Raw genomic sequence first — 12653 nt, 5'->3', positions numbered from 1 at the left:
GTAAAATCTTTAAACGTAATATTCAAACGTAATATTCAAAACTTAAAGCATATTCTATAGAAAGGAGGTAAGTGTGCTGAAACTTAATCACGATACTGTGGATTATGTTGAGAACGAGAATTTACTTGAACTACTTAAGCGCGAAGGCTACGACAGTACTTTTGTTGCAATAGAAGTTGATGGTGAATTAGTAAAACGCAAAGATTTTGAAACTTTCATAGTTAAAGATAACGCAAAAATTGAAGTATTTAGCATTATGGGAGGAGGATGAATGGAAAGTGACGATATTCGCGCAAAAGTTCTTAAACGTCAGCTAAAGGAAGATAATGATTTGTTTGCTCAACAATCAGTTTCAATACTTGGCTGCGGCGGTTTAGGATCAAATATTGCGTTGATGCTTGCGCGAGCCGGCGTAAAAAAGTTGTACATTTACGATTTTGACAGTATCGAGTATTCGAATTTAAACCGTCAAAATTATACGATTAACGAAATTGGACAACACAAAGTATATGCTACTAAAGCGCGACTTAATGAAACTTTGCCGTACGTTGAAGTAGAAGCTTTTGTGCAAAAAGTTACGCCGGAATCGTTGGATGAGATTGCTGAACGCTCCGACTTGTTTATTGAAGCATTCGACAATCGCGAATCGAAAGCAATGGTTCTTGACTATTTCATGAATCATCCTAACAAATATGTTATTACTGCTTCTGGCTTATCTGGACTAGGAGATATTAGGAACGTAAAAATTAAGCATCTTTCAAACGTGTGCTTAGTGGGTGATTTTAAGTCTTCTCCCGAAGAAGGCTTGTATTTGCCTTATGTTTCGATTATCGCAAGTTTAGAAGCCTTAGAAGCGTTGAAATGGATAAAAAATGGAGGAAATTATGGAGAATGAAGATTATTTAGAATTGGGCGGTAAGAAGTTTACTTCTCGATACATTTTGGGTTCTGGAAAGTATTCTGAGGAGCTTATTGATGCCGCAGTAAATAGTGCTAAAGCTGAAATGATTACTGTAGCAATTCGCTATAGCGAGAAAGCTGCAGGAATTTTAAAGCATATTCCAGAAGGCGTTACCATTCTGCCTAATACTAGCGGATGCGTAACTGTAGAGGAAGCAGTTAACACTGCACATATTGCTCGCGAAATGGGTTGCGGAAACTTCATCAAGCTTGAGATTATTCCTGATCGCAAGTATTTGTTGCCAAACAATGAAGCTACTTTGCAAGCAACAAAGATTTTGGCTGACGAAGGCTTTACTGTTCTTCCTTACATGTATCCAGATTTGTACTTTGCTAAGGCAATGCGCGACGCTGGAGCTGCTGCAATTATGCCTCTCGGCTCTTTGATTGGCTCTAACAAGGGTCTTGAAACTAAGAAGTTTATTCAGCTTATTATCGACGAAATCGATCTTCCTGTTATTGTCGATGCCGGCATTGGCGTTCCAAGCCAGGCTGCTGAAGCAATGGAAATGGGTGCTGCAGCTGTAATGGCAAATACTGGAGTTGCTACTGCAAACGATATTGTGCTTATGGCTAAAGCATTCAAGCTTGGTATTGAAGCAGGCCGCGCAGCTTATCTTGCAGGCCCTGGTCGAGTGCTTGAAAAAGGTGCAACACCATCTTCTCCAAAGCGCGATGACGAAAGCAAGTAAGCAAACAAATAAAATAAGTCTTCAACTTAAAACACTGAAAATCTGAAACAAGTAAGCCTTACAAGTGCAGCCAGTACTTGTAAGGCTTGCGACATACCTAATTTGCACTTTTTATGAAAATGATATAAGGTATTCACTTGTTTGCGGACATAGCTTAGTTGGTAAAGCGCAACCTTGCCAAGGTTGAGACCGCGGGTTCGAGTCCCGTTGTCCGCTCCATTTTTTCTCAATATTCGAAGCCGTCGTATTCTCTTATTAGCAATCTATTGATGAAATAATTTCGATAAATAATGTCGCGCATTTTATAACATGCATAATTTCTTATATACTAAAATAATGTGATTAAACGCCACATTATGTGCGCTAAAAATATAAAACAAAAACTCACATGCCACAAAGCAAAGTGAAAGAATGGGGATTATGACTAACAACATGCAAACTACTGAAAATTCAGAATCTCAGGAAGATAGTATGTTGCAACTACAAGAATCTCTTAACTCGTTGTGGTCAGAAGGCAATCCAATAGATATTTCGTCGCGCGCTAAAAAGTACGTTATTAAAGATTTTCCACAAACAAATACCAACAATCAATTAGGCTGGGTTCAACTTAACAAGAAAAAAGAATACACGTCAATTGGATTATTTAAAGAAGACGGAAGAAAATTCCTTCAACTAGCAGTAGCAGATTCAGAAGGGCGAATATTTCTCGGCAGCAAACTTAGCTACGAAGATATTCAAGACATGAGACCGCAACTTTCATTTGTAGAAAAAAATAATTCTTCACTGAAAGATTTACACCGTTTTTATGGAAAACAATATAAAAAAACAAAAATTACTCTAAAATGTGCATTTTTGGAAGCGTTTGACGAAACGTACACCAAACATACAGACTATGATATGGATAATATCGTAGAATCCTATTTAAATGGCGACGCAACCGTAGAAGATTTTCTCGCTTCTTTAGAAAGCAGTAAGTCTAAAAGCGCATTAAAACCAGAACATCGCTCTAAAACTTTTGCCGGAAAAATAAACCACTTTTCTAAAACTTTTTCAAAAATTAGAAAAGAAAACGTATTTTGCGTATCAAACGGAGACTTAGTTTTACAACTTTCAGAAGATAACGGTTTAATTAAAATCGGATCATGGATCTCACACGGGTTCGGAACTAAAAAAACTTATACTCTCGAAGAGTTACGAACTAAACTTCCAGAAAACTTACGATGCAATCTTACATACAGAAATGCAATAACAATAGCATTCTTTGCAGCATTATTCATTCCAGACATGCACAAGTCTTTAACTGGATTTGGTTACAGCAATGTACTTCGCAGACTAGAACACGAAGCACCTTTAGGAGCAATACGAAGAAGTGTAGAAGACATAAAAATAGCGAAAAAAGAGAATTTAAGAGTTTCAGGTTTAGAAGAATATTTCGAAAAATTAATGCGCTCAACTGGAGCTTTAGAAACAGAACGCAGCCTGGAAGCAGTGCATGGTGCAGAACGCCTACACATGCAAAAATCTCAGCAAACAGAAGCAAACTACTTACTTTGGGATGATGCTTTGGAACCAAATGCTGCACTCAAAGTACTTAAAATAGAAGGCGCTATTAACCGTTTATATTCAATTTATGATTGTCTGCAAATTAACTCCATTATGGGAGGAAAAACTTGCGAAAATACTATAAAAGAAGAGCAGGCATCACAAATCGACATGGCAATGATTAAAGATGTTGCTTTTGCAGCAAGCGGTTCAATAGGTATGCAATTTTTTGGCAATCCTCTGATGGACGACAAAATAAGACCTATTTTGCACATGTGGAGAAGAGCAAAGCAGGTAAAAAATAACGATAAGTATTTCAATAAGATAGATAACGACAGTGAATGGTCCTATAGGCAGCGTCTTTCTAATCTTATTAGAAGTGTATACTTGCCGTTCCGTTTTGACGCGGAATTCCGATCTAATTTAGAAGATGGTAACGTGGCAATAAACCTTACTACAGCTGGAGCTGCACTTATGCCATCTGTAGCTTACGCTAATGAGGATAAATCTTGGAAAAATCTGAACGACGACGATAAAGAAAAACTAGCTACAAACTACAATCTTCAAGTTGGAATGATAATGTCTACTCTAGCTTTTGGAGCAAGCGGTAAAGTAAAAAATGTTTCTATACGCTTAGATTCAATAGGCTTAGAAGAGATGGTTACAGCACAAAACAATGCTATGAACAATCTTGTAAATCGTACTCTTAATGCGCTTAACGTTATGAATAGTGACGCTGCAAATAATGATTCATCCAAGCCAAAAGGAGATCCAAAAGACGGTGACATTCATGGAGACCCGTCTAAATTGCAAGAAATGCAGCAGACTAATATTAGTAACGCAAACAAGACAAACAATAATGTCATATCAATGCATGCGAGCGCAAGCAGCCAAGAATTAAACTCAGAAACAGACACAAACGCAGATTCTAACGAAAATCAACTGTCCGAAAACAGCATGGATAAGTCTAAAGAAGAAAATTCATTTGCAGCTTTTACTACAGCACCATCCATACGAGCTCTAACTACAGTTACGTTTAGCAGAGACAGATTTATAAAACTTATTCACCAAAACGGATTAAATAATCCTATAAAAACATACGAAAAATTTAATGCCAAATTAAACATTGATTCTCATGGAAAATTAAATACCATCGAACCAGATTTTGATGTTCACAGTAGCCGCTTTTCTCCTCATGGATCACAAGAAGAACCTGAATTTTCTGACAAAATTTTTACAGCAGATCAGGAAAGCATACTGGGAACACAATACGCACAAGGGCTTTCTATACAACGTGAAGATCTTCTGCAACAAGCTGTTGCCGACTTCCATCATATTGCTTCAGAACTTATGCCAACAACTGCACAAAAAGCTCACGAAGCTATGAGTATTATTGAAAGCATTGACGATCCTGAACTTAACGCTCAAGCAGATTCAATAACGCGAGCGCTAATTGACGAAACAGATTTACCTAATCTTTCATTTACTACAGCAAAACGTATAAGAGATATTCGTACAAAAGCTCACGAACAGTTTATGAATGGGGACCTTAGCGAGGCTTTAAAAGAGTACGAAAATTCTGTAGCACAATTCGATACTATGTTTACTAGCAGCGAAGCTGTACCAAGATACTTTAATTCCTACGCTGAGAGAGTAATTTATAATCATCTATTTGCAACTAAAGAAGAACGAACAAGACTTATTCCTGACGGTCTTTTCTACGCACATATGGAACTTGCTGATTTACTTTCGCAATTAAACCAACATGACGAAGCTTTACGCCATTTAAATATTATGGTTTCGTACGCTCCTACTTACGCTCTTTCTCATTTAAGATTAGCTGATATACTTGCGCAAAAAGAGGATTGGTCATCTGTTATTGCAGCTTGCATTAACGCTTTGAATGTGTCTCTCGATAGGGATGATGCTGCTTTTGCTTACTATAAGCTCGCTTATGCGGAATGGATGCAGAATAATTTCCTCATTGCTGCATCTTCATATAGAATGGCACAATACTTAGCTCCAGGAAAGATTGAGCCGCTAGAAATGGAACTTGATGAGCTTCTTTCTAGAATGAGATCGCAGTGCAAGCTAATACCGAGCAATATACATGAAGCACAGATGGCTCTTCTTTCTGAAGATGTACCAGCTTGGCCTGATATTGAAGCAGAAGAGATTATTGATAAAGCAGCAAAATTAACTGTGAACGATGGAATGTTTGTAATTGCAAGAACTTTATGTGTTGCAAATATTCGAATGACTTCTAACGAAGATCTAAGTAGCACAGTACAAACACAGTTCTTAAGATCTTTAAACGCTTAAGAAATAGAGCAAGCAGTTTTAAAATTTATTAGCTTAATACTCAATACATCATTGAATAGTTTTTACTGTGCTTATACAGTCTTATTAGATACTGTTTATAGGCATTAGTAAAACGTAGCTGAAGGGAATATTCATGAGTGAAAATAGTATTCGCGAAGAGTCAACAGAGAGCGAACAGTTATCGCTTTTTTACGATTTTGACGAGCAAACTATATCTCATGAAGCGCCAAAAAACGAAACTAATAGCATAAGTACAGTTAAAACAGGGACTGTTACTCAGGCTGATAGCAAAACTGATAACAAAACTGACATGTATGAAGCGAATGAGTGGAACTCTACAATAGACACCGAAAAGTGGATTGCAAACTTGAAACCAACAGACACTGATGCGTTGACTCTTGGAAACTTGCAGCCAGCGACGCTTACTATAGAGCAAGCTGCGAAACTTTGGGCGAAATTGGCAGCTTGGGCACAATCTGATCAAATTGCTTATTACGTAGAAGATTCTCCGACTAGTTCAGACGCAGCATATGATGCAAGAATGCGAGCGCTAAGCGCTTTAGAAGCTGCCTTCCCAACTTTAGACACACCTCAATCTCCAACACATCGCGTAGGTGGAACTTTTTCTAACGATTTTACTTCTGTAAAGCATCCGTCTCGAATGATGAGTTTGGATGACGTATTTTCAATTGAAGAATTACATGATTGGTATAACAGCGTAATTCGCGATTTACAATGGGATGAGTCTAAGCCTCTTCCTATGACTTGCGAAGTAAAAATTGATGGTCTTGCTTTAAATCTTATTTATCGCAACGGTACTCTTGAACAAGGTCTTACTAGAGGCGATGGCGTAACTGGCGAGGATATTACATTAAACGTAAGAACGATTGAAGCAATACCAACACAGCTTCATTCTGATAATCCTGACGATATTCCTGAGTTCGTGGAAATTCGTGGCGAAGTTTTTATGAAATGGGAAGACTTTAGAAAATTAAATGATGAACAAGAAAATGCTGGACGAGTTGCTTTTGCAAACCCTCGTAACGCTGCAGCTGGCTCTTTGCGCCAAAAAGACCCACGAATTACAGCCACGCGTCGATTAAGCTTTTTTGCACACGGACTAGGTGAGCTTCGTTGGAAAGAAAATACAAACCATAACAATAGTGAAACAAAATTTAATCAGTCTGACGCATATAAGCTCTATCAACAGTGGGGAATACCTGTTTCTCCGTACACAAGAAAAGTCACAAATTTTTCTGAAATAGAAGAAATGATTGACTATTACGGAAAGCATAGAGCAAATATTTTGCACGCTTTAGACGGCATAGTTGTAAAAGTTGATGACAGAGCATTACAGCATCAACTAGGAGCTACTTCTAGAGCTCCACGATGGGCTATTGCATACAAGTATCCTCCTGAAGAAGTTAATACTTATTTGAAGGATATTATTGTCCAGGTTGGAAGAACTGGAAGAGTAACTCCTGTAGCTGTTCTTGAACCTGTTACTGTAGCAGGATCGACAATTTCTCGCACAACTCTTCATAATGCTTACGAAGTTGAACATAAAGGTGTGCTAATTGGCGATACTGTCGTAGTTCGTAAAGCTGGGGATGTTATTCCAGAATTAGTCGGACCGGTACTTAAAGCTAGGGAAGGGCGAGAAAATGAACTTAGAAAGTTTGTTATGCCAGAATACTGCCCATCTTGTGGAACTAAGCTAGCTCCTGCAAAAGAGGGAGATAAAGACATTCGTTGCCCAAATGTAGAAAACTGCCCAGCTCAACTTACAGAACGAATAATTCACTTGGCTTCCAGACAAGCTTTTGATATTGAAAATTTGGGCGATAACGCTGCGCTAGCTCTTACAAATCCTGAGGATTGCAGACCTACAACTGCAGAAGTTTACTGCCCAGATATGGATAAAATTATAATTCAGCGAGGCGCAACTCAACAACCATATATACCGTCACCAGATTTAACGCTACCTGAACCACAAACTCCAGTACTTAGAAATGAAGCTGGATTATTTAGTATTACTGCCGACGATTTGCAAAATGTAATGGTTTGGAAAGAAATTCCTCTTGTTGAAGAGTGGAAAGAAGTTAGTAAAGACGGTAGCTTTAAAAAGCGTACACGCAAAATAGGCGGATCTGGTCTTTGGCATCAAGTTAGAGCATTTTGGACTCGCACAATCGAAGCAAAGTTATCTACAAATTACGAAGCAGAAGGAACTCCCGAAAAAACTACTTCACCAAACGAACAATGGGATCCTCAATATCCTAAATTCCAAGTTCCAATTGACGCTAAAGTGGTACTTTGGAAAAATAAGCGCATTACTAGAAATGCTAAAACTAGCGACAACGCTAAAGAAACAATAAATGTGCCATGGTATACAAGACCTTCTGAAACTACTCGTAGTATGCTTGAAGAAATAGCTCAAAAAGGCAAGAATGCGGCACTGTGGCGAGTTTTGGTTGCTTTATCTATTCGTAGACTAGGTCCACCAACTGCACGTCTTATAGCGGCAAATTTTGGATCTTTAGACAATATTTCCAAAGCATCTATTGAAGAACTTACACAAATTGATGGAGTTGGTCCTGAAATTGCGCAAGCAGTATACAACTGGTTCCAACAAGCTAAAGACCCTGCTAATTGGCAATTTGAAGTATTAAAATCGTGGCAAGAAGCAGGTGTAGTAGGGAAAGTTGAAGCATCATCTTTCGCTCAAACATTAGTAGGTAAAACAATAGTTGTTACAGGATCTTTGCAAGGATTTACAAGAGACAGCGCAAAAGAAGCTATAGTCTCAAGAGGCGGCAAAGCATCAGGATCAGTAAGCAAGAACACATATTGCGTTATTCTAGGCGAAAATGCAGGATCCAAGGCAACTAAAGCGCAAGAACTTGGCATCCCTATGCTTAACGAACAACAGTTTAATGCTCTTTTAAAAACTGGGAACTTAGAAGAAATACTACAAATTGCAAATAATACTGTTCCAAATCTCATTGCTGAGGAATCATAACGCATGAATACAAGTGAACTCGAAAAACAAGTTTACGATTTGCTGGGTAGCGTTATTGATCCAGAATTAGGTCGCTCTGTTACCGAATTAAATATGGTAACCGGAGTGCATGTGATAGAAAAAGCTGAAACCATTGATACAACAAAGTTTGCTTATGATGTAGAAATAAATCTTGAACTTACTGTGCCAAATTGCCCTCTTGCAGAAGTAATTACAGGACGAGTTCAAGAAGCTATATCTAAATATCCTCAAGCAATACTCATACCGCACGTTAACGCTACTGCAATGAGTAAAACTAAATTAGAAAAGTTGGTTGCAGATTTAAAAGCTGAACGCAAAGAAAATCCATTTAATAAAGCTGGCACTCGCACGAGAATTTTTGCTATAGCTTCTGGGAAAGGCGGAGTTGGAAAATCTTCTATAACTGCTAATTTAGCTGCAACTTTTGCAGCATTAGGTTACGATACTGCAGCTATTGACGCCGATATTTACGGCTTTTCTTTACCGCGAATGTTTGGAGTTAATTCTCAACCAACAAATTTAAACGGAATGCTTATGCCTGTAGTTGCTTGGGGAGTAAAGCTTATTTCTATTGGAATGTTTGCTGGAACTGATCGTGCTATTTTGTGGAGAGGACCACGATTACAACGTTCTTTAGAGCAGTTTCTTTCAGATGTTTGGTGGGGCAACCCTGATGTTTTACTTCTTGATTTAGCTCCAGGCACAGGAGATATGGCATTAGCTGTAGCGCAATCCTTACCAAACGTAGAGCTTGTTGTAGTAACAACTCCACAGCCTAGCGCATCAGATGTAGCAGTTAGGTCAGGTCTTATGGCTTTGCAAATTCCTGTAAAAGTTCGCGGAGTTGTTGAGAACATGAGCTGGTTTGAAAATAACGGCGAGCGCTTAGAATTATTTGGTTCAGGAGGAGGAAGGAGAGTAAGCGAACAACTTTGTAACGCTCTTGACACTAATGTGCCTCTTTTAGCTCAACTTCCTTTAGATCCTGCGCTTAGAGAAACTGGTGAAGCAGGGAGACCTGCTGTTCTAACCGAAGATGGAAAATTGGCAGATTCTAATTTAGCTAATACTTTTATTCATTTAGCTAAATCTTTAATAAAAAACTCTTAAAGCAAATAAAGCTTAAAATACAGCCGAAAAAATAAGTATGGGGTTGCTTAAAATCAAGCGACCCCATACTTTTAGTTAGTTATAAAACTAATTATTTAACAGCGTTCAACCACTGCTCTTTAGTAGCCTTTTCAGCTTCCAACTTAGCTTTACGCTTATTATCGGTTTCCTTAGCAATAGCAGCGTTAAGCTCTTCGAGTTGCGCTTCCAACTGTAAAGCAAAACTGGATTTACGAGCATTAGCTTCAGGATCAGCCTCACGCCAAGCAGCGTCTTCAACAGCCTTAATCTTTTTATCAACGTCGTTCAAGCGAGACTCAATACGACGCATATCTTCACGAGGAACGAAACCAATAGCATCCCATTCTTCCTGAATCTGAGACAAAGCCTTACGAGCCTTCTTAGCAGCTTCTTCATTTTCTACTGGCAACAAAGCCTCTGCTTTTACGAGCAAAGCTTCCTTCTTAGCAAGATTTTCGTGTTCTCCAGCATTAACCTTTTCACGGTCATTTTGACGAGCATGATAGAAAGCATCAGCAGCTTCGCGGAACTTAGTCCACAAAGCATCATCGTGCTGACGACCAGCATTGCCAGCTTTCTTCCAACGATCCATCAAAGCATTGAACTTCATAGAAGTTTCACGCCAATCTTTTGAATCTTTTAAGCTTTCAGCTTCTGCAATAATAGCTTCCTTAAGCTGCTTAGCAGTATTACGCACATGCTCACGTTCTTTAACCCAAGAATTGCGAGCCTGAGAGAACGCAGAACGAGCCTTTGAAAAACGCTGCCACAAAGCATCGGCATCAGACTTATTCAAATGAATAGTAGTACGCTGATGCTCCTGCCATTCGTCAAATAAAGCACGTAACTTATCGTTTAATTCACGCCAGTTTGTAGATTCATTCATTTGTGCTACTAACGATTCTGCACGTTCTACAATATTTGTACGTTCTTTCAAAGCTTTTTCTAGAGCTTCTTTTCGAGCTTTAGCGATTGCTTCTTTCTTTTTATTACCTTTTGCAGTCAATTCGGCGTGTCGCGCACGTAAAGCAGCAATATCGCCTACGGCAGCAGGATTTTCCAATTCAGCTTTCAAAGTATTAAGCGTTTCGTCAATTTCTTTTGCTTTTACATTGGAAGCTTCCAAGCGCTTAGCGAAAAGATCAAGCTTAATCTTCAAATCAAGATAACGATGAATATAGAAAGTCAACGCTTCTTCAGGAGTGCCAGTGGAGTATTGACCAACCTCACGCTCAGCACCGTTTTCAGTAACGTAAACAGTGCCATTTTCATCAACACGGCCAAAGGTTTTTGCGGCTTTAATATCCTCTTCACTATAAGAAATGGTTGGTGCTTGAGCAACAACACGAGTCTTATGCGCGAAGCTTGCTGGAGATGGAGCAACTGGCTTTGGCGCGGTAGTAGTTTTAGTAGTTTCTTCAGGTTTAGTCTGTTCGGTCACGGGACGACTCCTTACAGCAGATGCACGGTAACATTGTTACGAATAAGTATGACGGTAAGCCATGATTTTTCCGCAACACCACCTATTATAGTGGACATGGTACAAGGCTCATCAATATCGGGTTTCCCTGAATGGCTTCCTAGTGAACGCGCTGTTGAACAGCAAGTAATTGACACACTAAGAGAAGTGTTTGAACTCAACGGTTTTATTGGAATTGAAACACGTGCAGTAGAACAGGGTTCAAGCTTATTAAAAAAAGGCGAAACCAGTAAAGAAATTTATTTATTGTCGCGTTTACAAGAAGTTGGTCACGAATCCGACACTCCTGTAGAAGAACGCATTGGTTTACATTTCGATTTAACAGTTCCGCTCAGCCGTTACGTCGTTGAGCATACTGGTGATTTGACGTTCCCATTTAAGCGCTGGCAAATGCAAAAAGTTTGGCGAGGGGAGCGTCCACAAGAAGGTCGTTTCCGTGAGTTTGTACAAGCTGATATCGATGTAGTAGGAAATGGCGAATTACCTTCACACTACGAAGTTGAACTTCCACTTGTTATGGTTGAAGCTCTTGAACGTTTACGTAAGTTTGGTCTTCCTAAGGCAACTGTTCATGCTAACAATCGAAAGCTTTCTGAAGGTTTTTATCGCGGTATTGGATTAAGCGATATTGAGGGAGTTCTTCGAGAAATCGATAAGCTAGACAAAATTGGTGCTGAAGAAGTATCTAAGCTTTTGGTAAAAGAATGCAGCGCTACGGCTTCTCAAGCTGATGCATGCTTAGAATTAGCTGAACTTACTGCCGAAACAGGAGATGAGTTGAAGTCTCGTTTCGACGAATTATGCGATAAGCATAATATTTCTCGAAGCGATGATAACGAGTCTTACGTTTTAGCTTCTCAAGGTGTTGAAACTCTTGCGATGATTGTAGACGAAGCAGCACGTATCCGTCCAGGTGCTGTTGTTGCTGATTTGAAGATTGCTCGTGGACTTGACTACTATACTGGTTCTGTTTACGAAACTTTCCTTGACAACGCAGAATCTCTTGGTTCAATTTGCTCTGGCGGTCGTTACGATAATTTAGTTTCACAAGGCAAGAAGAAGTATCCAGGCGTAGGACTTTCAATCGGCATGTCTCGACTGCTTTCTTATATGCTTCACACTGCAGGTGCTACTGTTTCTCGAGTTTCTCCTGCTGCAGTACTTGTTGCAGTTTGGAATGAAGAAGATCGCCCTGCATGCAATGCTATTGCTAAAACTTTACGAGATCGAGGCATTGCAGCAGATGTTGCTCCTAGCGCAGCAAAGCTTGGTAAGCAAATAAAATATGCTGACAAGCTCGGCATTCCTTATGTGTGGTTCCCTGCTGATAGCACTGAATCAGAGTCATCTCACGATGAAGTAAAAAATATTATTACTGGCGAACAGGAAACCGCGGATGCCACGTCTTGGCAACCGGATACTGTTTATGCCCGGCAGACAGTTTCTTGCGCTAAATAATGTCTTGCAAATTTGCTTGAATATT

General features: G+C 39.3%; 8 protein-coding genes and 1 tRNA gene. 8 read left to right on the top strand and 1 reads right to left on the bottom strand.

The annotated features are described in order from the left end of the window. Nucleotides 1-73 precede the first annotated feature (73 nt). The 7 genes from thiS (at nucleotide 74) to HXT32_RS02730 (ending at nucleotide 9669) form a co-directional block, all read left to right on the top strand. Nucleotides 74-271 (top strand): sulfur carrier protein ThiS, encoded by a 198-nt coding sequence (thiS, locus tag HXT32_RS02760; RefSeq protein ID WP_004106666.1) that lies wholly within the window; start codon nucleotides 74-76, stop codon nucleotides 269-271. Further along, nucleotides 272-895 (top strand): sulfur carrier protein ThiS adenylyltransferase ThiF, encoded by a 624-nt coding sequence (thiF, locus tag HXT32_RS02755; RefSeq protein WP_004108962.1) that lies wholly within the window; start codon nucleotides 272-274, stop codon nucleotides 893-895. Further along, the gene (locus tag HXT32_RS02750; protein WP_004108959.1) at nucleotides 885-1652 is read left to right on the top strand and encodes a thiazole synthase; all 768 of its coding nucleotides are present in this window, start codon (nucleotides 885-887) and stop codon (nucleotides 1650-1652) included. The genes thiF and HXT32_RS02750 overlap by 11 nt, the downstream gene beginning before the upstream one ends. A gap of 143 nt (nucleotides 1653-1795) precedes the next feature. Then, a tRNA-Gly gene (locus HXT32_RS02745) sits at nucleotides 1796-1871 on the top strand. 201 nt (nucleotides 1872-2072) lie between these two features. Further along, entirely contained in the window at nucleotides 2073-5516 is a 3444-nt protein-coding gene (locus tag HXT32_RS02740; RefSeq protein WP_041160578.1) for a tetratricopeptide repeat protein, read from the top strand. A gap of 310 nt (nucleotides 5517-5826) precedes the next feature. Continuing rightward, nucleotides 5827-8538, top strand: coding sequence for an NAD-dependent DNA ligase LigA (gene ligA, locus HXT32_RS02735; protein ID WP_422119071.1), 2712 nt, complete (start codon nucleotides 5827-5829; stop codon nucleotides 8536-8538). Nucleotides 8539-8541: 3 nt separating this feature from the next. Then, a complete protein-coding gene (locus HXT32_RS02730) occupies nucleotides 8542-9669 on the top strand; it encodes an Mrp/NBP35 family ATP-binding protein (RefSeq protein WP_004574245.1) in 1128 nt (375 codons plus the stop codon). A gap of 91 nt (nucleotides 9670-9760) precedes the next feature. Here the strand turns inward: HXT32_RS02730 and HXT32_RS02725 are convergent, their stop codons facing one another. Further along, nucleotides 9761-11131 (bottom strand): DUF349 domain-containing protein, encoded by a 1371-nt coding sequence (locus HXT32_RS02725; RefSeq protein WP_004108949.1) that lies wholly within the window; start codon nucleotides 11129-11131, stop codon nucleotides 9761-9763. Between the two features lie 96 nt (nucleotides 11132-11227). On the opposite strand from HXT32_RS02725, the gene hisS reads away from it, so the two are divergent. Continuing rightward, nucleotides 11228-12628 carry a histidine--tRNA ligase gene (gene hisS, locus HXT32_RS02720; RefSeq protein WP_119522816.1) on the top strand — a complete coding sequence of 467 codons (1401 nt, stop codon included), beginning with the start codon at nucleotides 11228-11230 and terminating at the stop codon, nucleotides 12626-12628. The last annotated feature ends 25 nt before the right edge of the window (nucleotides 12629-12653 follow it).

It is taken from the genome of Gardnerella sp. DNF00747 (genome assembly GCF_049262675.1).
In the GTDB taxonomy this organism is placed as follows: domain Bacteria; phylum Actinomycetota; class Actinomycetes; order Actinomycetales; family Bifidobacteriaceae; genus Bifidobacterium; species Bifidobacterium swidsinskii.
Note: the sequence above shows the minus strand (reverse complement) of the source record. Positions and strands in the feature narration are given on the sequence as shown.

Coding starts and splice junctions, on each gene's coding strand:
- thiF (WP_004108962.1), top strand. CDS start 272: ATGGAAAGTGACGATATTCGCGCAAAAGTTCTTAAACGTCAGCTAAAG.
- HXT32_RS02750 (WP_004108959.1), top strand. CDS start 885: ATGGAGAATGAAGATTATTTAGAATTGGGCGGTAAGAAGTTTACTTCT.
- HXT32_RS02740 (WP_041160578.1), top strand. CDS start 2,073: ATGACTAACAACATGCAAACTACTGAAAATTCAGAATCTCAGGAAGAT.
- ligA (WP_422119071.1), top strand. CDS start 5,827: ATGTATGAAGCGAATGAGTGGAACTCTACAATAGACACCGAAAAGTGG.
- HXT32_RS02730 (WP_004574245.1), top strand. CDS start 8,542: ATGAATACAAGTGAACTCGAAAAACAAGTTTACGATTTGCTGGGTAGC.
- hisS (WP_119522816.1), top strand. CDS start 11,228: ATGGTACAAGGCTCATCAATATCGGGTTTCCCTGAATGGCTTCCTAGT.